Genomic DNA, 19,314 nt, shown 5'->3' with positions numbered 1-19,314 from the left:
GGGGCCCCCTCTCAACGCCTGGTGTTGAGAGGGGGCCCCTCCTTACATGTGGCGGCGGAGGAAGTCCAGTTCCAGGCGGAGCAGGCGCTCGGAGACGCCGCCGGCGGCGAGGTGGCTCGCGCCGGGCAGCGGCAGCACCGCGTGCGGGCGGCCGGTGGACAGCAGCGCGGCGGAGAGCCGCAACGTGTGCGCGGCCAGCACGTTGTCGTCGACCAGACCGTGCACCAGCAGCATCGGCCGGGCCTCGGCCGGGTCGCCGACCGGTTCGGCGGCCAGCTCGACGAGCGAGTGGTGGGCGTAGACGTCCATGCCGTCCTCCGGCAGCCCCAGGTAGCGCTCGCTGTAGGCGGTGTCGTACAGGGCCCAGTCGGTGACCGGCGCGCCCACGATCGCGCAGGCGAACAGCTCCGGGTGGCGCAGCACCGCCAGGCCGGCCAGCCAGCCGCCGAACGACCAGCCGCGCACCGCCACCCGGTCCAGGTCCAGGTCGGGGTGCTTGCCGGCGAGCGCGGTCAGCGCGTCCACCTGGTCGGCCAGGATCACGTCCGCGACCCGGCGGTGGATCGCCTTCTCGAACGAGGGCGCGATGCCCGGCGTGCCCCGGTTGTCCACGGTCACCACCGCGAAGCCCTGGTCGGCCCACCACTGCCGCTCCAGCCAGGCGCCGCGGGCCGCGATCACCTCCTGGTGGCCGGGGCCCCCGTAGACGTCCACCAGCACCGGCAGCCGGGTGCCCTTGACGTGCTCGGTGGGGTAGAGCACCGCGCTGGGCAGCCGCCGGTCGGTCACCCGCACCAGCGTCGGTCGCGGGGCGTACGAGCTGGTGGCGGCCAGCGAACGAAGCTCGCCCACCTCGCGGTCGCCGTGCCACACCCGCCAGCGGACCCCGGCGTGCTCCAGCGAGGCGACGCCCACCGCCAGCGTGGACCCGCCGATGGCGGCGGTGTGCCAGCCCGGGTCGCTGCCCATCCGGCGGGCGTCCATCCCGCCGCCGACGGCGGTCCGCACCCGATAGAGGTGGCGCTGGCTGGGTTCGCCCTCGCTCGCCTCGACCAGCAGGTCGGCCGCCGTGCCCGGGCCGGCCGGCAGCCGCCCGACCACCCGCCGCACGTACAGCGAGGGTGGGGTGAGCAGCGTGCCGTCGGCGAACAGGCAGCGCGCGTCGTACCCGTCGTGGGCCAACTCGCCGCCGACCAGCACCCGCCCGTCGGGCAGGTGCGCCGGGGTGCCCGGGATCGGTTCCACCCAGCGCGGGTCGGCCAGCTCGGCGTGCACCTGCGTCTCCCCGGTCCGCGGGTCCACCGCGAGCACCAGGCCGTGCTGCTGGGAGCGGCGCAGCACCGTGATCAGCGGGCCGCCGTCGGCCCACTCGACGGAGCTGAGGTAGGGGTAGGTCTCCCGGTCCCAGTGCACGTCGACCCAGCCGTCGTCGAGGTCGAGCAGGTGCAGGCTCACTTCCGCGTTCGGGCCGCCCGCCACCGGGTACGCCAGCGACGTCGGCGGGTCCGCCGGCTCGGCCGGGTCGTGCAGGTACCAGCGGGGCAGGCGGGACTCGTCCACCCGGGCGGCCAGCACCGACCGCCCGTCCGGGGCCCACCAGTAGCCCCGGTGGCGGTGGAACTCCTCCGCCGCGACGTGTTCGGCCAATCCCCAGGTCACGCCGCTGTCCTCGCCGGCGAGCAGGTGGTCCGTGCCGTCCGGCTCGACCACCCGGAGCTGACCCCGGCGGACGCCCTCCGCCGTGTCGGTGACGTAGGCCAGCCGCTCGCCGGTCGGGTCGGGGCGGGGGTCGATCACCGGCCCGACGGCGACCACCTCGATCACGTCGCCGTGCACCAGGTCGGCCCGGAACAGTCGCCCGGCCAGCGCGAACGCGGCCACCCGCCCGGCGGCGTCCAGCGCGTACGAGCCGATGCCGCCGGAGCTGAGCCGTAGCCGCTCGCGCAGCGCCCGCTCGCCCGGCGCGAGGCGGGCCGGCTCGGCGTCCGTGCCCAGCAGCACCGCCGGGTCGGCGACCAGCCGCTCCGCGCCGCTGTCGACGTCGAGCAGCCAGAGCGCGTCGGCCGGGTCCTCCGGCCCCGCGGAGCGCAGGAAGAGCACCCGGGAGCCGTCCCCGGCGACGGTCACGGCGCGCGGCGCCCCGTGGCTGAACCGACGGGTACGGGCGGCCAGCTCGGGAAAGTCCACGCCTGCAGATCGTAGGCGGGTGCCGGGCGTGATGTGGCCGACCTGGGCGGACGCATGGCCGCCGGAGGGCAGGACCGCCGGTTAGAGTGACGGGCGTGACGACGCTGCCCGACCGACGCCTCCTGCTGGTCCACGCGCATCCCGACGACGAGTCGATCGGCACCGGCGCGACGATGGCGCACTACGCCGCCGCCGGCGCCCACGTCACGTTGGTGACCTGCACGCTGGGCGAGGAGGGCGAGATCCACGTGCCGGCGCTGGCCGGTCTCGCCGCGGCCGAGGCGGACCAGCTCGGCGGCTACCGGATCGGGGAGCTGGCCGCCGCCTGCGCCGCGCTCGGGGTCACCGACCACCGGTTCCTCGGCGGCGCGGGCCGCTACCGCGACTCCGGGATGATGGGGCTGGCCACCAACGACCACCCGCGGGCGTTCTGGCGGGCCGACCTCGACTCCGCGGCCGGGCACCTGCTGGAGGTCATCCGCGAGGTGCGCCCGCAGGTCGTGGTCACGTACGACCCGAACGGCTTCTACGGCCACCCCGACCACATCCAGGCGCACCGGGTGGCGATGCGCGGGGTGGAGTTGGCCGCGGCCGAGGGGATCGCCCCGGCTAAGGTCTACTGGACGGCCATGCCGCGCAGCGTGCTGGACGCCGGCCTGGAGTCGTTCACCGGGTCGTCGGACAACCCCTTCGCCGGCATCGAGGACGTGGCGGACCTGCCGTTCGGCACGCCGGACGCGCAGATCGCGGCGCGGGTCGACGCCACCGACCGGCACGCGGCCAAGGAGGCGGCGATGCGCGCCCACGCCACCCAGATCCCGGCCGACTCCTGGCTCTACTCGATCGCCGGCAACTTCGGCGCCGAGTTCATGGGGGTGGAGTTCTTCACGCTCGCGGTCGGTGCGAAGGGGCCGGGCAGCGGCCCGTACGGCTGGGAGGACGACCTCTTCGCTGGGGTGGCCCCGGACGAGCCGGACCGCACTCCGGTCGCGGCGGCCGGTCTCCGGTGACGTCGCCCGCCGTCGGAGTGTCGGTCCTGCCCGAGTCGCCGCCGCCCGCCCCGCCGAGCCGGGCGGAGCGGGCGCTGGACCGCGTGTTGCGGGTGGTCGGCGGCCTGGTGGCGGTCTGGGCCGGGGTGCTGGCCGCGCTGCTCGATCTGATCTTCGCCAGCTGGGCCTGGGAGACGGCGCAGGGCCGCGCCGGCGGGGCGCAGGCGCTGGTCGGCATCGGCCTGGCGGTCGCCGGGGTCGCCGCGGTGGCGGCTTCGACGGTGCTGCTGGGCTGGTTCGCGCACTCCTCGACCGGCACCCGGTGGGCGGTGGCGCTGGCCGCGCTGCCGTGGTTCCTGGTGATCGTGGTGGGCGGGTTCCGCACCACCGAGGGCGATCTCGCGCTGGCCGGCGACAACGTGCTGGGTCTCGCGCTGATCGTGACCGGCGCGGTCACCTTCGCGGTGCTCGGCTTCCGGCACCTCGTGGCGCCGCCGCCCGCGCACCGGTGAGGTGCTGACGCCGCACGGGTGGCGGTGGTAGACATTCCTGCCAGAGGCCCGCCGCGGGGGCGGGCGGTACGGCGGGAGGCGTGTGATGGGTCAGCGGTGGCGTGCGGCGGGTGTTCTGGCGGCGGCGTTGTTCGCGGTCAACGTGGTGGCCCGGCTGGTCATCACATTCGCCTTTCCGGACGACGACACCGCCGCCAGCCGGGTTTCGCTGGTGATGTTCCTGGCCATCGGTCTGATCCTGGCCGGCACCGCGTTCCGTTGGGGCGCCGCCCGGCCGCTCGGGCACTGGGCCGGTGACCTGGCCCTGGCGGTGGTCGTGGCGCTGGCGCTCACCGTCTTCGTCGGCCCGCTGCTGGTCGGCGAGAATCCGTTCGGCGGCGGCGCCGGCCTCTTCTTCGCCCAGATCTGGCTCTACCTCGCGGCCACCGCGGCCGGTGTGCTGGTCGGCTACCTGACCCTCACCGCGCTCGGCCGCGACTTCCGCTCCCGCCAGCTCAAGCGGTACGCCGAGCTGAAGCGTTCCCGGCCGCGCCGGATCGTGCGCCGCTGAGGTCAGGGCGCCACCCGGGTGAGGTAGGTGTGGTGGGTGGTGAAGCCGAGCCGGCGGTAGAGCGCGACCGCGCCGACGTTGTGCTGTTCGACCTGGAGGAACGCGTGGGTGGCGCCCTCGGCCGCGCCCCAGCCGGCCAGGGCGCGCACGACCGCGCCGGCGTATCCGCGCCGCCGCGCCTCGGGCAGCACCTCCAGCAGGCTCACGCCGAGCCACCGCCCGTCGCCGGTGACCGTGCCGCGGCCCACCGCGAGCAGCCGGCCGTCGACCCGCAGTTCGGCGAAGCGGATCCGGTCCACCGCGGTGAGCACGTGCCGGGCGGCCGCCGGTAGCCCGCCCTTGCGGTCGGCGGCGACCGCCAGCCAGTCGTCGGCGGGCGCGCCGGGCAGCGCCACCGGCGGCCGGTCGGCGGCGGGTCGGTCCGGCGGGCCGGTCAGGGTGCCGAGCGGGACGGTCTGGACCAGCACCGGCGGGCGCGAGGTCCAGCCGCGTGCGTCCAGTTCCGCGCCGACCGGCGCGGCCAGCGGCAGCGGCGTGTTCACCAGGGCGGGCTGGCCGTGGTCGGCGTACCAGCGTTGCACCGCGTCCAGCGCCTCGGGCAGCGGGCGGTCCGGGTCGCCGATCGGCAGGGCGCTGTTCGCCCGGCCGGTCCAGCCGGCGGCGGCGCGTAGCCGCCAGTCGCCGAGCCGCCCGCGTACCGGGGCGGGCCACGCCTCGTCCGCGGCGGTCTCCAGGGCGATCACCGCGGCGGCGGTCGGCCGGCGCGCCGGCGGCACCCGCTTGGCCCGGTGCACCTCGCCGACCGGTACGCGCAGCGGACCGCCGTCGGTGGCCAGGGTGATGTGGGTCTCGCTCAGCTCGACCAGCTCGCCGAGCGCGTCGGAGAACAGCGGCCGGCCCTCGCGAACCCCCACAATCCGGCGAATCACGATCCGGTGTCCCACGTCCTGCTGTCGGAGCACGATCGACCCCCTCCCCGGCGAGATACTAGGCTCTTACCGTTGCGGATGATCGCGACGAGTCTTGCGGAGGAGAAGACCGGTGACCTACATCATCGCCGAGCCGTGCGTGGATGTGCTCGACAAGGCATGCATCGAGGAGTGCCCGGTCGACTGCATCTACGAGGGCAACCGGATGCTCTACATCCACCCCGACGAGTGCGTCGACTGTGGTGCCTGCGAGCCGGTCTGCCCGGTGGAAGCGATCTTCTATGAGGACGACGTGCCGGAGCAGTGGAAGGACTACACCGGCGCGAACTACGAGTTCTTCGAGGACCTGGGCTCGCCCGGGGGCGCCTCGAAGATCGGCAAGGTGGAGAAGGACGCCACCTTCGTCGCCGCGCAGCCCCCGCGCGGCGAGGGCCACTGAGCCGGCCCACGCCGGTCTCGGCGCGGCTGCCCGAGTTCACCTGGGACACCCTGGACGCCGCGGCCGTCACGGCCGCGGCGCACCCGGGCGGTCTCATCAACCTCTCCATGGGTACGCCGGTCGACCCGGTGCCGCCGCTGATCCGGCAGGCGCTCGCCGAGGCGTCGGACGCGCCGGGCTATCCGCTGACCGCGGGCACGCCCGCCCTGCGGGACGCCGTCGCGGCCTGGGTGGCCCGTGCCTGCGGCGCGGGCGTCGACGGGCTGGGTGTGCTGCCCACGATCGGCTCGAAGGAGCTGGTGGCCTGGCTGCCCACGTTGCTCGGGCTCGGTCCGGGTGACGTGGTGGTGGTGCCGTCGATCGCCTATCCGACGTACGAGGACGGGGCCCGGTTGGCCGGTGCCACAGTCGTGCGCGGCGACTCGCTGACCGCGCTCGGCCCCGACCCCCGGGTCCGACTGGTGTGGGTCAACTCGCCGGGCAACCCGACCGGTCGGGTGCTGCCCGCCGCGCATCTGCGCAAGGTGGTCGAGTGGGCCCGCGAGCGCGGCGCGGTGGTCGCCAGCGACGAGTGCTACCTGCCGCTGGGCTGGGACGCCGAACCCGTCTCGGTGCTCTCCCCGCAGGTGTGCGGCGGGTCCTACGCGGGCGTGCTGGCGGTGCACTCGCTCTCCAAGCGTTCCAACCTGGCCGGCTACCGGGCCGGCTTCGTGGCCGGCGACCCGGCGTTGACGGCGGAGCTGCTCAAGGTCCGCAAGCACGCCGGGATGATCGTGCCGGCGCCGGTGCAGGCCGCCATGGTGGCCGCGCTCGCCGACCAGGCGCACGCCGACGCCCAGCGGGAGCGCTACCGCGCCCGGCGGGAGACGCTGCGCGCCGCGTTCACCGGGGCCGGGTTCACCGTCGAGCACTCCGAGGCCGGGCTCTATCTCTGGCTGACCCGCGACGAGGACTGCTGGGACACCGTCGACTGGCTGGCCCGCCGGGGCATCCTGGTCGCCGCCGGCGTCTTCTACGGCCCGGCCGGCGCCCGGCACGTGCGGGTGGCGCTCACCGAGTCCGACGCGCACGTCGACGCGGTGGCCGGCCGGCTCGCCGACGGGTGAGGCGGGGCCCCTTCTTGACGCCAGGCGTCAAGAAGGGGCCCCGCCTTGCACCCGGTCCTCGGCGTCGCGTCGGGCGATATCCTCGGCGGGACTTCCCGCGGGGCCGCCCGGGCTTCGCCGACGACGTGGACGCCGAGGTGGACCGATGGTGGGCGAGGCCGGCGGACTGGCACGCGCGGCGGTGGTCGGCACCGGGCTGATCGGTGGTTCGGTGCTGCTCCGGCTCCGCGACGCCGGGCTCGACGTCGCCGGCTGGGATCCGGATCCGGCGGCCCGGCGGCGGGTGCGCGAGCGGAGCGTCGCGGCTCCCGGCGAGGTCGAGGAGGCGGTCGCCGGTCGGGACGTGGTGTTCGTCTGCGGTCCGCTGCCGACGCTGCCCGCCATGCTGGCCCGGGTGGCCGCCGCCACCGACGACAGGTGTGTGCTCACGGACGTGGGCAGCGTCAAGGCGGAGGTGAGCACCGCCGCGACGGTGCAGGGGCTCGGGCACCGGTTCGTGCCGGGCCATCCGATGGCCGGCGCGGACCGGGCGGGGCTGGACGCGGCCCGCCCGGAGCTGCTCGACGGCGCGGCGTGGGTGCTCTGCCCGGGGCCGGCCGGGGTGGGTGCGTTCCGTCGGCTCGCCGCGCTGCTGGTCGACGTCTTCCACGCGCGGGTGGTGCCGATGTCGGCCCCGGAGCACGACGCCGCCGCCGCACTCGCCTCGCACCTGCCGCACCTGCTGGCCGGCGCGCTGGCCGGCGCGGTGCAGCGCTCGGCGTTGCGGGACGCGGTGCTGGCGCTGGCCGCCGGGAGCTTCTCCGACGGCACCCGGGTCGCCGGGGGCCCGCCCGAGCGGACCGCGAACATGCTGCTCGGCAACCGGGACCGGGTGCTGGCCGCGCTGACCGAGGTGGCCGGCCTGCTGGACGAGTTGACCGGCGCGCTGCGCGCCGGTGACGCCGCGGCGCTGGCCGGCCGGCTGGCCGAGGCCCGGACGGCGCGGGCCGCGCTGCGGGGTCGGGTGTTCACCGCGCACCGGCGGGAGTTCCCGGCCGGCGCGGACCACGCGGTCGAGCTGGCCTACCTGCGCGAGCTGGGTGCGGCGGGCGGTCACCTGACCGGCTGCCGGGTGGCCGCCGGGGCGGTGGCGTACACGGCGCACCTGCCGGCCACCGCGCCGTTAGGCTGAGCGGCATGGCGGACGCACCGGTGGTGGCGGTACGCGGCGATGCCTACCGGGAGGTCGCTCCCGAGCTGGCGCGGTTCACGGTGACCGCGGTCGCCCGGGACCGGGATCGGGAGACCACACTCACCCGGCTGGCCGAACGGGCCGCCGCGGTGCGGGCGCTGCTGGACGCGGCCGAGCCGCCGGTGGACCGGCGGGAGGCCGGCCAGGTCAACGTCTGGCCGGTGACGAGGCGCGCGGGTGACCGCGTGGTGGCCTGGCAGGGCAGCGTCGGCACGACGGTCACGGTCACCGACTTCACCTCGCTCGGCGAGCTGATGCTCCGGCTGGCCGAGCACGAGCAGGTCGAGGTGGCCGGTCCGGTGTGGTCGCTGCGGCCGGACAGCCCCGCCTACCGGGAGGCGCGGCACGCTGCGATCGCCGACGCCCTGGCGCGGGCGCGGGAATACGCCGAGGCGCTCGGCGCGCGCGTCACCGCGCTGCGCGAGCTGGCCGACACCGGTCTGACCGCGGCCCCGCCGATGCTGGCCAAGGCGGCGTACGCCCGGTCCGGCGAGTCCGTGCCGGAGCTGGAGCTGGACCCGGCGCCGCAGCCGGTGCACGCGGCGGTCGAGGCGCGGTTCACCATCAGCGAGCCGGTGCTCGGCTGATGCCGCCGGCCCAGGTGCTCGCGGTCGACGAGTTGGTCGCCCGGGCGCGGGCGCTCGCCGAGGACGGCCCGCGGCAGCTGCTCGGCATCGCCGGCGCGCCCGGCGTGGGCAAGTCCACCCTGGCGGAGCGGGTCGTGGCGGAGGTCGGCCGGGCCGCCCGGCTGGTGCCGATGGACGGCTTCCACCTGGCCTCCTCGGCGCTGGTCCGGTTGGGTCGGGTGGCGCGCAAGGGCGCGCCGGACACGTTCGACGTGAACGGCTTCGTCGCCATGCTGCGTCGGCTGCGGCGGCTGGAGCCGACCTCGGTGTGGGTCCCGGAGTTCCGCCGCGACCTGGAGGAGCCGGTCGCCGGCGCGATCGAGGTGCCGCCCGAGGTGCGGCTGGTGGTCACCGAGGGCAACTACCTGCTGCTGCGCGACGATCCGTGGGAGGAGGTGCGCTCGTTGCTGCACCAGGCGTGGTTCCTCGACCTGGACGCGGAGCTGCGGCTGCGCCGCCTCATCGCCCGGCACGAGACCTACGGGAAGTCGCCGGAGCAGGCTCGCGCCTGGGCGCTCGGCAGCGACGAGGAGAACGCCCGGCTGGTGGCCGGCACGGCCGCGTACGCCGATCTGGTGGTCCGGCTCGCCGACCGGCCGCCGGGCTGACGCCGGCCGGGGTGGCAATCACCCGGCCCTCGGCCGCGGTGACGGCACGCTCCGGCGCAGCAGGCGGGCCACCACGGCCCGCTCCCGGGCGAACTCCACCGCGTCCGGATAGCCGCTGTGGCTGCGGATGGGCGGGTCGGCCACCTCCCCGCCGGACGGGTGCAGCGCCTCCGGGTCGGTCACCGGCACGTCTCGCTGCCCGGCGCTGACCTGCCAGCCGAGCGGGTCGGTGTCGCGCCAGAAGTTGGTCCACGCGACGTGCCCGCCGGGCCAGGTGACCGCCCGGGCCAGGGTCCGCAGCCGCTCCGGCCCGAAGTAGGACGGGAAGACCCGGCCGTAGAGGCGGGTGAGCTGGCAGCCGTAGGAGAAGAACCAGGTCCGCCGCCGCCACCGGCGGGGCAGTTGCAGCAGCACCGCCGCGCAGATGACGGCGCCCTGGCTGTGCCCGGAGAGGATCACCCCGTCCATCCGGTCGGGGTGCTGCGGCGGCAGCGCCAGCAGCCCGGCCACCCGGGTCTGGAGTTCCGGCACGGCGCGCTCGGCGTAGCTGGGCGGGGCGAGCGGGTGCGCGGAGCGCGGCCAGAACGTGCACACGTCCCAGATCACGCCGACCGAGCGGCGCACCGAGTCGGTGCGGTAGATGAGCAGTCCGAGCGCGCTCGTCACCACCGGCAGCCAGCCGAGCACGGCGTCACCGAGTTCGGCGGTCCAGTGGATCAGGGCCGGCCACCCGGCGGGGGAGAGCGGGTCGGGCCGGTGGCCGGAGAGCGCGGCGGCGCAGCAGAGGGTGATCAGGACCGCGGACCCGGCCGCGTAGCAGCCGATCAGCCGGACCGCGTGCTCGCCGACCAGCCGGTGCAGGGCGCGGTAGGTGCTGACGTCGCGGCAGCGGCGCCTGTCGTGCGCGGAGAGACCGCCGGCGGAGGTCAGCCGGGCATACTCCGCGCGGCGCAGGCCGTGCAGCAGGACCGCGACCCGAACCAGCAGCCCGAGCAGGGCGATCAGCCCGACCACGCAGGCCAGCCCGGCCCAGAAGACGGCGAGCGGTGGGACCGTGAGGCTCGGGTCGCGCGGCTCGCCCGGGCCGGCCAGCCGCTCGCTGACCCAGTAGAGCAGCCCGGCGCAGTAGGCGACGGCCATCATCCAGCCGAAACCGGCGATGACCGCCGGCGCGCAACCGTGCCAGGCCAGACCGGTGTACGCGCCGAGCGGCTGGGTCGGCACGGCGGGCCGGAGCCGGGGCAGCAGCAGTCCGGCGACGGCCACCGCGATGGCCGGGCCGACGAGCATCCAGGTGTGCAGTCCGGCTGGCGCGGCGGGCAGGCCGGGCAGGCCGCGTTCGACCCAGGCCACCGCGAGCGGCAGCAGCCCGGCGGCGGCGACCGGTCCGACCAGCGCCCGACGGCCGGAGCGGTTCGCCGCGCCGATGGCCACCAGCAGCAGTACCTGGTAGGTGACGAGCCAGGCGAGCGCGGTCTGGTAGCCGGGCAGTGGCCGGGCGGCGGCACAGCCGGTGAGGTCCGGGGTGCTCGCGCAGGCGACCGGTGGCCGGTAGGTGGTCAGCGGGGTGCCGGCGGGACCGTCGGGGAGCAGCAGGAGGACGAAGGTGCCGATCAGCCCGACGCCGGTGAGCGCCGCCACCGCGACGCTCCACCGGCCGAGCGGGGTGGCGCCCTGGCGGCGGCTGAGCCAGGGGCGGCCGACCGCGATCACGGCGATGGTGACCACGGTGGCGAACAGCAGCACGGTCGGCCAGGCGACCGCGGCGCGCAGGCCGCGCGGCGGGTCCATGATCAGCACTGACGCGACCGGCACGGCGGCGGCGGCCACCGCCGCCGTGCACAGGTGCAGCACCGCGGCCCGGCGCAGCTGGCCCTCCCCGTTCCAGAACGTCGGGTCCTGCAGCGGGTTCTCCAGCGGCTCGGCCGGCCCGTCGTCGTGGCCGGGCGGCCGGTGGCGCGGCTCGGCCGGCATCTCCGCCTCGTACTGGTAGGTGCGCCAGGCGAGCACCCCGATGGCGCTCAGCACGAGCAGCGGCAGCAGCAGCCCGAAGGCCAGCGCGCGGGTGTCCTGACGCCACCAGGGGTCGGCGAGGAACTCCCACGGCCCGGGGATGCGGCCGAGGCATTCGCGGCTCACGCACTGCCAGCCGACGAGGTCCACCCCGATGCCGGTCACGGTGACGATCAGGGTGCAGGTCAGGCTCAGGCAGAACAGCCGGATGAGCCAGGCGGTGATGCCGGAGCGGCTGGCCCAGCGCTCCCGGTCCGGGTCCGCCGGGATGTCGGCCCGGGCGTGCAGCGCGACGTTGGCCAGGGCGAACGGCAGCAGCAGCGTCCAGAGGGCGCGTTCGACGTCGCGGCGGGTCCGCGCGCCGGAGGTCAGCTTCCCCCAGCTGTACGCCTCGACGCCTATCGGGTCGTCCGCCACGGCGGCGGCGGAGCGGTAGAAGCCGGTCACCGGGCCGCCGGCCACCTGCTCCGGTGGTGCGCCGCCGGCCCCCGCCCGGGGGCCGAGACCGAGCAGCTGATCCGGTGGGGTGTTCGACACCCCGTGGACCCGTAGTTCCAGCACGCGCTCCATCGCGGTCCCCCCAGCGTGAGCAGCTCACTACCCAGAGTGCGTGCTGATGTCGGAATCCGCATCCCCCCGAAGGGGTGTTTCCGCAGCTCAGGCGGTCAATCGAGGGTTCGGGTCGGACGGGCGGGGTTGCCCACCGCCACGACGTTCGCCGGCAGGTCCCGGGTCACCACCGCGCCGGCGCCGACGACCGTGTTGTCGCCGATGCTCACCCCGGCGAGCACGATCACGCCGCCGCCGAGCCAGACGTTGTCGCCGATGGTGATCGGCTGGGCCGCCTCCCACTTGGCTCGGCGGGCCTCGGGCTCGACCGGGTGGGTGGCGGTGAGCAGTTGCACGTTCGGTCCGATCTGGACGTCCGCGCCGACGGTGATCCGTGCGACGTCGAGGAAGACCGCGTTGAAGTTGACGAAGCTGCGCGCTCCGATGTGGGTCTGGTAGCCGTGGTCGCAGTGGAACGGCGGCCGTATCCAGGCGTCCTCGCCGAGGGAGCCGAGCAGTTCGCGCAGGACGGCGACGCGGCCCTGCGGGTCCTCGGCGCAGCCGCGGTTGAAGCGTTCGGTGAGTCGGGCGGCGCGGTCCAGGTCGGCGACGATCGCGGGGTCGTCGGCGAGGTAGGGCTCGCCGGCCAGCATCCGGTCCTTCATGGAGGTCATCGGGGGATCATCCCGGGTCCGCCGGTCGGGCGGGACGGAATGAGTCGGAATGATGACTTCCAGTTACATACCCGGTATGCAAGTCTGAGAACTCGCGTCGATGTTTCCCCATCGACGATGACGTCTCACCGAGGAGGAAAGGTTGCCCCCGAACCGCAGAAAACTGGCCGCGCTCGGCCTCACCCTGGGCCTGGCGCTCGGCCTGCCGGTGCCCGCACACGCCGCCGCCCCGGCGGCCCCGACCGGCACGCCCACCCGCACCGGGTCGGCCGACCGTCCGGTCACCGTCACCCTGATCACCGGCGACCGGGTCACCGTCGCCGGCGGCGGCCACGCGGCGGTACGTCCCGGCGCCGGCCGCGCCAAGCTCCAGTTCCTGGTCCGCCGCGAGCGGACCGGCCTCAGCGTGGTGCCGCAGGATGCGCTGGCGCTGGTCCGCTCCGGCCGGCTGGACGCGCGCCTGTTCGACGTCACCGGGCTGATCGCGGCCGGCTACGACGACGCGCACCGCGACAGCACACCGCTGCTGGTGTCGTACCGTCCGGGGGTGGCCCGGCGGGCGGCGGCCCCGCTCGCCGGCACCCGGGTGACCCGCGACCTGCCGGCGATCGGCGGCGCGGCGCTCGCCGCGACCAAGGCCGACGCCGGCGCGCTCTGGCGTGCCGTCGCCGCGGACCGCTCCGGCGCCCGGCTCGACGCGGCGGGGGGTGTCGACCGGATCTGGCTGGACGGCCGACGGCGGCTGACGCTGGACCACAGCGTGCCGCAGATCGGCGCACCGGCGGCCTGGGCCGCCGGATGGACCGGCAAGGGGGTCAAGGTCGCGGTGCTCGACACCGGCGTCGACCTCACCCACCCGGACCTGGCCGGCCGGGTCGCCCAGTCGCGCAACTTCAGCGAGGAGGCGAACCCGGACGACATCGTCGGGCACGGCACCCACGTCGCCTCCATCATCGCCGGCAGCGGGGCCGCCTCCGGCGGGAAGTACTGGGGTGTGGCCCCGGACGCGACGCTGCTGTCGGAAAGGTCTGCGAGGAGTTCGGCTGCACCGAGTCGGCGATCCTCGCCGGCATGCAGTGGGCCGCCGCCGAGCAGCACGCCACAGTGGTCAACATGAGCCTCAGCGGCTGGGACACCCCCGAGGTCGACCCGCTGGAACAGGCCGTCGAGTCGCTGACCGCGCAGACCGGCACGCTCTTCGTGGCCGCCGCCGGCAACGACGGCCTCGACGGCTCGGTCGGCTCGCCGGCCAGCGCGGACGCCGCGCTGGCGGTCGGCGCGGTGGACCGGAACGACGAACTGGCCGACTTCTCCAGTCGCGGGCCCCGCACCGGCGACGGCGCCATCAAACCGGACATCACCGCGCCGGGCGTGGACATCGTGGCCGCCCGCGCCGCCAACGGCCAGATCGGCGACCCGGTGGGGGAGAAGTACGTCGCCCTCTCCGGCACCTCGATGGCGACCCCGCACGTGGTCGGCGCGGTGGCGCTGATCGCGCAGCAGCACCCCGGCTGGAACGCCGGCCACTACAAGGCGACCCTGATGGCCGCCGCCCGGCCGCACCCCGGGCAGACCGCCTTCCAGCAGGGCGCCGGCCGGGTCGACGTGGCCCACGCCATCACCGAGCGGGTGACGAGCGAACCGCCGTCGGTCTCCTTCGGCGTCGCGCTCTGGCCGCACGGCGACGACAAGCCGATCAGCCGGACCGTCACCTACCGCAACAGCGGCGCCGACGCGGTCACGCTCGACCTGGCCGCCGAGTTCACCGGCCCGGGCGGGCGGTCCGCGCCGGCCGGCATGATCACCGTCAGCGCGACCCGGCTCACCGTCCCGGCCGGCGGCGCCGCCCGGGTCACCGTCGTCGTGGACACCCGGCTCGGCGTCGACGGCACCTGGACCGGCCGGCTGACCGCCCGCTCCGGCGACACCGTCGCGGTGACCCCGCTGGCGGTCAACCGGGAGGTGGAAAGCTACGACCTGACCCTGACCCACCGCAACCGGGCCGGCGCCCTGACCGGCGACTTCTACACCACCCTGCTCGGGCTCGGCGACGGCGCTTTCCGGGACGTGTACGACGCCGACGGCCAGGCCACCGTCCGGGTGCCCAAGGGCCGCTACGGGGTGCAGAGCCTGCTCTTCGTCGACGGCGACCAGGGCTGGTCGGAGATCTCCATGCTGACCCAGCCGGAGCTGGTGGTGACCGGCGACCAGCGGCTCGACCTCGACGCGCGACGGGCCAGGCCGGTGCGGAGCACCGTGCCCCAGCGCGGCGCCGCCCCGCTGCTGATCGACTTCGGGGCCACCTGGTTCAGCGACGAGTTCCAGGCCGGCTTCGGGCTCTGGACGGACACCTTCGAGGGCCTCTACTCGGCCCAGCTCGGGCGCAACGTCTCCGACAAGGTCTTCGTCGGCTCGCTGGCCAGCCAGTGGGCCGACGCGAAGGCACCGGAACGCAGCCCGTACTTCTACGGCCTGAACGAGCTGTTCCCCGGCCGGTTCCCGACCGGACTCGTCCGGCACTACCGGCCGGCCGACCTGGCCCACGTGACGAACCGGTTCGCGAACGGCTACCCGGGCCTGGAGAACGAGCGGGTCGTCTACCCGGAGTCCGACTACAACCTGGGCGCCTCGGCGATCGTCCTGCCGGTCCAGGTGCCGGGTAAGCGGATCGAGCACCTCAGTACCGTCCGCACCCGCTGGAACACCGAGCTGGACTTCGGCAAGCGGGCCGAGGAGGGCTGGCTCGACGTGCAGGCGGTGCTGGAGTCCGTGCCCACCCGCTACCGGGCCGGCCGCACCTGCGCCGAGCACTGGAACGACGCGCCGTTCGGCCCGTCCTTCCCCCAGCCGCGCTGGCCCGAGCAGGGCATCACCCGCAGCGGGAACACGGTCGTGGTCTCGCTGCCGCTGCACAGCGACGCGGCCGGGCACCCGGGCGGTTCACGCAACGACACCGAGCGCACCGCGCTCTACCGCAACGGCAAGCTGGTCGGCGAGTCGCCGTACGCGGGCTACGGCGAGTTCGAGGTGCCGCCGGGCGTCGCGAACTACCGGGTCGACGCAATTGCCACGCGCGGCTTCACCGACCTGAGCACCGAGGTCTCGGCGAGCTGGACGTTCCGCTCGAAGCGGGTGCCGGGTGACGAGCCGGCGCGGCTGCCGGCGACGGCGGTCCGGTTCACCCCGGCGCTCTCGCCGGACGGCACCGCGCCGGCCGGCCGGCCGTTCACCGTCCCGGTGGCGGTGCAACGCCAGCCCGGCGCGCCGGCCGGCCGGGTGGCGGCGCTCACCGTCGACGTCTCCTACGACGGCGGGAAGACGTGGCGCAAGGCGACCCTGCGGAAGCGGGGCGCCGGCTGGACCGCCACCGTCCGGCACCCGGCCGGGCCCGGCTACGTGTCGCTGCGGGCCTGGGCCCGCGACGACGCCGGCAACACGGTGACCCAGCGGATCATCCAGGCGTACCGCCTGCGGTGAGACCGGCCCTCCGGGTCCGTGGCGGTTCCGTCACGGACCCGGAGCGGGGCCTCAGTCGTTGGCGTGCAGGGCGGCGTTCAGCTCGATGCCCCGGCCGGTGCGCGGCCTCGCCTCCAACGCGCCGGTCACCGAGTTGCGCCAGAACAGCAGCCCGTCCACGCCGGACAGCTCCCGGCCCTTGACCACCCGGCCGTCCGGCAGGGTGATCTTCGAGGCGGCGGTGACGTAGCAGCCCGCCTCCACCACGCAGTCGTCGCCGAGCGTGATGCCGACACCCGCGTTCGCGCCGACCAGGCTGCGCTCACCGATCCGCACCCGCTCCGTGCCGCCGCCGGAGAGCGTGCCCATGATCGAGGCGCCGCCACCGATGTCGGAGCCGTCGCCGACCACCACGCCCTGCACGATCCGGCCCTCCACCATCGACGTGCCCAGCGTGCCGGCGTTGTAGTTGACGAAGCCCTCGTGCATCACGGTGGTGCCGGCGGCCAGGTGCGCGCCGAGCCGGACCCGGTCCGCGTCGGCGATCCGCACCCCGGCCGGGACCACGTAGTCGGTCATCCGGGGGAACTTGTCCACCCCGTACACGGCCAGGTGGCGGCCGGCGGACCGTTCGATGACGCGCAGCTCGTCCACCCGCTCCGGCGGGCACGGGCCGGCCGAGGTCCAGGCCACGTTGGCGAGCTTGCCGAAGATGCCGTCGAGGTTCAGCTCGTTGGGCCGCACCAGGCGGTGGGAGAGCAGGTGCAACCGCAGGTACGCGTCGGCCGCGTCCTTGATCGGGTCGTCCAGCGAGCCGATCACCGTGGTCACCTCGACGGTGCGCAGGCCGGGCAGCGCCCGCTCGCCGATCGCGCCCGGCGGCAGGTCCAGCACGTCGGCCTGATCCTCCCCGGGCACCAGGGGCAGCTCGCCGAGACCCAGCTTGCCGGTCGGGTACCAGGTGTCCAGCACCTGGTCCTCGGCGGTCACGGTGGCCAGGCCGATGCCCCAGGCGGATGGTGCGGACGTCACGATGTCACCCCTCGTTTCCGGCGGCGGCGTCCGCCGCTGCTCGCGGGCCGCGGGCGCGCAACGCTCGCCGCGCACCCACCGGAGATGACGGTACCGTGCGAGGCATGCAGAACCCGTTGACCCCCGAGGTCCTGGCCGATCCGGTGGGGCTGACCCGTGCCCTGGTCGACATCGAGTCGGTGTCCCTCAACGAGAAGGCGATCACCGACTGTGTCGAGGAGGTGCTGCGCGGCGTACCGCACCTGCGCACCTACCGGCACTCCAACACCGTGATGGCCCGCACCGAGCTGGGTCGGGCGCAGCGGGTGGTGCTCGCCGGCCACCTCGACACCGTCCCGCTCAACGGCAACTTCCCGTCCACCATGCGCGGCGACCTGATGTACGGCTGCGGCACCTCGGACATGAAGTCCGGGGTGGCGTTCGCGCTGCACCTGGCGGTGACGCTGCCCGACCCGCGCTTCGACGTCACCTACTTCTTCTACGAGGCCGAGGAGATCGAGTCGCGCTACAACGGCCTCACCCTGGTCGGCCAGAGCCACCCCGAGTGGCTCCAGGCCGACTTCGCGGTGCTGCTGGAACCCACCTACGGCATCGTCGAGGCGGGCTGCCAGGGCACCATGCGGGCGGTCGTCACCACGCACGGCGAGCGGGCGCACGCGGCCCGGTCCTGGCACGGCGTCAACGCCATCCACGGCGCCGGGGAGGTGCTGCGCCGTCTCGGCGCGTACGAGGCGCGACGGGTGACCATCGAGGGTTGCGACTACCGGGAGGGCCTGAACGCGACCCGGATCACCGGCGGGGTCGCCGGCAACGTCGTCCCCGACCGCTGCGAGATCGAGATCAACTACCGGTACGCCCCGGACCGTGACCCGGCGGCGGCCGAGGCCCACCTGCGCGAGGTCTTCGCCGGCTTCGACCTGACGGTCACCGACGCGGCGGCCGGCGCGACCCCGGGGCTGGACAACCCGGCCGCGCAGGAGTTCCTCGCCGCGGTCGGCGCCGCGCCGATCGGCAAGCTCGGCTGGACGGACGTGGCCCGGTTCGCCGCCATGGGCATCCCGGCGCTGAACTTCGGACCCGGCGACCCGAACCTGGCCCACCACAAGGACGAGCACGTCGAGCTGACCAAGATCCGTGACGGTGCGGCCACCCTGCATCGCTGGCTCGCCCCGGCCTGACATGTCCCGGATCCGGGGCCCGCGCCCGGCGTCGCGGACCCCGCATCGTCAGACGCTCGTGGTCAGTGGCGTCTCCGCCTCGTCGGTCCCGGCGGCCGGCTCGGCGTGGCGGGCCTCCGCGATCCGGGCGCGGCGGCGCTCGGCCACCACGTCGTGGATCCGCCGCTGCATCTGCCGGCGGATCCGGATCATCTCGCTGTTGCTGATCAAAACGCTGGCTCCTCCCCCGAAGGCGCGTCGCCCGGGCATACCGGGTATGTGAATAGTAAGACGTGCGGGCGAGCGAATTAGTTGCCTTGATCGCAAAGATTTTCTTCGGCTCGCCCGCCTGCGCGCCGCGCCGCCGCCGCTCCACTACGGTGACCCCATGAGCGAGAGCAGCGGGAGGCCGGGTGAGCAGGGGCCGCGGCTGGAGCGGCACCGAGGAGCGGTCACCCTGCGCAACCGGGCGATCCCGAGCAGCACCGCGGACCAGCGGCTGCTCGACTCCCGGGGCCGCGGCGACTGGAAGACCAAGGACGCCTGGCGGGCCCTGCGGATCCTGTCCGAGTTCGTCGAGGGGTTCGACACGCTCGCCGACCTGCCGCCCGCGGTCAGCGTCTTCGGCTCGGCCCGTAGCAAGCCGGACAGCCCGGAGTGCCGGCTGGCCGAGGAGTTGGGCGGCGCGCTGGCCCGGGCCGGCTACGCGGTGATCACCGGTGGTGGGCCGGGCGTGATGGAGGCCGCGAACCGGGGCGCCGGCGAGGCCGGTGGCCTCTCCGTCGGGCTCGGCATCGAGCTGCCGTTCGAGCAGGGCCTCAACGACTGGGTCGACCTCGCCATCGACTTCCGCTACTTCTTCGCCCGCAAGACCATGTTCGTCAAGTACGCCCAGGCGTTCGTGGTGCTGCCCGGCGGGTTCGGCACCATGGACGAGCTCTTCGAGGCGCTCACCCTCGTGCAGACCGGCAAGGTGACCCGGTTCCCGGTCGTGCTGATGGGCGTCGACTACTGGCGCGGCCTGCTCGACTGGCTGGGCGACAGCATGGCCGCCGAGGGCAAGATCGGGCCGGGCGACCTCGACCTGATCTGCGTCACCGACGACGTCAACGAGGCGGTCCGGCACATCGTGGAGGCCGAGGCGGTGCTCTCCGCCGAGCAGGAGGCGGTCCGCGAGGAGGCGGTCGCCCGGGTCGCCGCCGACCAGCAGGCTGCCGCCGAGGCCGCCCCCGAGGGCCCGGCCGGGTCGCGCTGAC

16 protein-coding genes and 1 pseudogene are annotated in these 19,314 nt (G+C 75.0%); 11 read left to right on the top strand and 6 right to left on the bottom strand.

Going from position 1 to position 19,314, the window contains the following annotated elements:
* Positions 1 to 42: 42 nt before the first annotated feature.
* Positions 43 to 2,187, bottom strand: coding sequence for a prolyl oligopeptidase family serine peptidase (locus tag AB0H28_RS00785; protein ID WP_358032275.1), 2,145 nt, complete (start codon positions 2,185 to 2,187; stop codon positions 43 to 45).
* 86 nt (positions 2,188 to 2,273) lie between these two features.
* Here AB0H28_RS00785 and mshB point away from each other — a divergent pair, with 86 nt between their 5' ends.
* The 3 genes from mshB (at position 2,274) to AB0H28_RS00770 (ending at position 4,238) form a co-directional block, all read left to right on the top strand.
* A complete protein-coding gene (mshB, locus tag AB0H28_RS00780; protein WP_358032273.1) occupies positions 2,274 to 3,197 on the top strand; it encodes an N-acetyl-1-D-myo-inositol-2-amino-2-deoxy-alpha-D-glucopyranoside deacetylase in 924 nt (307 codons plus the stop codon).
* Positions 3,194 to 3,688: a hypothetical protein gene (locus AB0H28_RS00775; protein WP_358032270.1), complete on the top strand. Its 495-nt coding sequence runs from the start codon at positions 3,194 to 3,196 to the stop codon at positions 3,686 to 3,688. The genes mshB and AB0H28_RS00775 overlap by 4 nt, the downstream gene beginning before the upstream one ends.
* Positions 3,689 to 3,773: 85 nt before the next feature.
* On the top strand, positions 3,774 to 4,238 hold the full coding sequence (locus AB0H28_RS00770; RefSeq protein ID WP_358032267.1) for a hypothetical protein: 465 nt from the start codon (positions 3,774 to 3,776) through the stop codon (positions 4,236 to 4,238).
* Between the two features lie 2 nt (positions 4,239 to 4,240).
* Here AB0H28_RS00770 and AB0H28_RS00765 read toward each other — a convergent pair whose 3' ends face one another.
* Positions 4,241 to 5,200 carry a GNAT family N-acetyltransferase gene (locus tag AB0H28_RS00765; protein WP_358032265.1) on the bottom strand — a complete coding sequence of 320 codons (960 nt, stop codon included), beginning with the start codon at positions 5,198 to 5,200 and terminating at the stop codon, positions 4,241 to 4,243.
* Between the two features lie 79 nt (positions 5,201 to 5,279).
* Here AB0H28_RS00765 and fdxA point away from each other — a divergent pair, with 79 nt between their 5' ends.
* From fdxA to AB0H28_RS00740, 5 genes are all read left to right on the top strand, one after another.
* Entirely contained in the window at positions 5,280 to 5,606 is a 327-nt protein-coding gene (gene fdxA / locus AB0H28_RS00760; RefSeq protein WP_007464872.1) for a ferredoxin, read from the top strand.
* Positions 5,603 to 6,712 (top strand): succinyldiaminopimelate transaminase, encoded by a 1,110-nt coding sequence (gene dapC, locus AB0H28_RS00755; protein ID WP_358033802.1) that lies wholly within the window; start codon positions 5,603 to 5,605, stop codon positions 6,710 to 6,712. Before fdxA ends, dapC begins: the two co-directional genes overlap by 4 nt.
* 145 nt (positions 6,713 to 6,857) lie before the next feature.
* The gene (locus tag AB0H28_RS00750; RefSeq protein ID WP_358032262.1) at positions 6,858 to 7,883 is read left to right on the top strand and encodes a prephenate dehydrogenase/arogenate dehydrogenase family protein; all 1,026 of its coding nucleotides are present in this window, start codon (positions 6,858 to 6,860) and stop codon (positions 7,881 to 7,883) included.
* A 5-nt stretch (positions 7,884 to 7,888) separates the two neighbouring features.
* Positions 7,889 to 8,530: an SIMPL domain-containing protein gene (locus tag AB0H28_RS00745; RefSeq protein WP_358032259.1), complete on the top strand. Its 642-nt coding sequence runs from the start codon at positions 7,889 to 7,891 to the stop codon at positions 8,528 to 8,530.
* The gene (locus tag AB0H28_RS00740; RefSeq protein WP_358032256.1) at positions 8,530 to 9,177 is read left to right on the top strand and encodes a nucleoside/nucleotide kinase family protein; all 648 of its coding nucleotides are present in this window, start codon (positions 8,530 to 8,532) and stop codon (positions 9,175 to 9,177) included. The genes AB0H28_RS00745 and AB0H28_RS00740 overlap by 1 nt, the downstream gene beginning before the upstream one ends.
* Positions 9,178 to 9,195: 18 nt before the next feature.
* Here the strand turns inward: AB0H28_RS00740 and AB0H28_RS00735 are convergent, their stop codons facing one another.
* Complete coding sequence (locus tag AB0H28_RS00735; RefSeq protein WP_358032253.1) at positions 9,196 to 11,760, bottom strand: hypothetical protein; 2,565 nt, start codon at positions 11,758 to 11,760, stop codon at positions 9,196 to 9,198.
* Between the two features lie 95 nt (positions 11,761 to 11,855).
* The gene (locus AB0H28_RS00730; protein WP_358032250.1) at positions 11,856 to 12,413 is read right to left on the bottom strand and encodes a sugar O-acetyltransferase; all 558 of its coding nucleotides are present in this window, start codon (positions 12,411 to 12,413) and stop codon (positions 11,856 to 11,858) included.
* A gap of 208 nt (positions 12,414 to 12,621) precedes the next feature.
* Between AB0H28_RS00730 and AB0H28_RS00725 the strand changes: the two are divergent.
* Positions 12,622 to 15,890, top strand: a pseudogene (locus AB0H28_RS00725) (S8 family serine peptidase).
* A 51-nt stretch (positions 15,891 to 15,941) separates the two neighbouring features.
* Here AB0H28_RS00725 and dapD read toward each other — a convergent pair.
* Positions 15,942 to 16,901, bottom strand: coding sequence for a 2,3,4,5-tetrahydropyridine-2,6-dicarboxylate N-succinyltransferase (gene dapD, locus AB0H28_RS00720; protein ID WP_358032248.1), 960 nt, complete (start codon positions 16,899 to 16,901; stop codon positions 15,942 to 15,944).
* A 104-nt stretch (positions 16,902 to 17,005) separates the two neighbouring features.
* Here dapD and dapE point away from each other — a divergent pair, with 104 nt between their 5' ends.
* Positions 17,006 to 18,079 carry a succinyl-diaminopimelate desuccinylase gene (gene dapE / locus AB0H28_RS00715; protein ID WP_358032246.1) on the top strand — a complete coding sequence of 358 codons (1,074 nt, stop codon included), beginning with the start codon at positions 17,006 to 17,008 and terminating at the stop codon, positions 18,077 to 18,079.
* A 48-nt stretch (positions 18,080 to 18,127) separates the two neighbouring features.
* On the opposite strand, the gene AB0H28_RS00710 is transcribed toward dapE, so the two are convergent.
* Positions 18,128 to 18,289 (bottom strand): hypothetical protein, encoded by a 162-nt coding sequence (locus AB0H28_RS00710; RefSeq protein WP_358032244.1) that lies wholly within the window; start codon positions 18,287 to 18,289, stop codon positions 18,128 to 18,130.
* Between the two features lie 157 nt (positions 18,290 to 18,446).
* On the opposite strand from AB0H28_RS00710, the gene AB0H28_RS00705 reads away from it, so the two are divergent.
* Positions 18,447 to 19,313, top strand: a complete 867-nt coding sequence (locus AB0H28_RS00705) for a TIGR00730 family Rossman fold protein (RefSeq protein WP_358032242.1) — start codon at positions 18,447 to 18,449, stop codon at positions 19,311 to 19,313.
* Position 19,314 lies beyond the last annotated feature (1 nt).

Source organism: Micromonospora sp. NPDC050980, assembly GCF_040653835.1.
Taxonomy (GTDB): Bacteria; Actinomycetota; Actinomycetes; order Mycobacteriales; family Micromonosporaceae; genus Micromonospora.
Note: the sequence above shows the minus strand (reverse complement) of the source record. Positions and strands in the feature narration are given on the sequence as shown.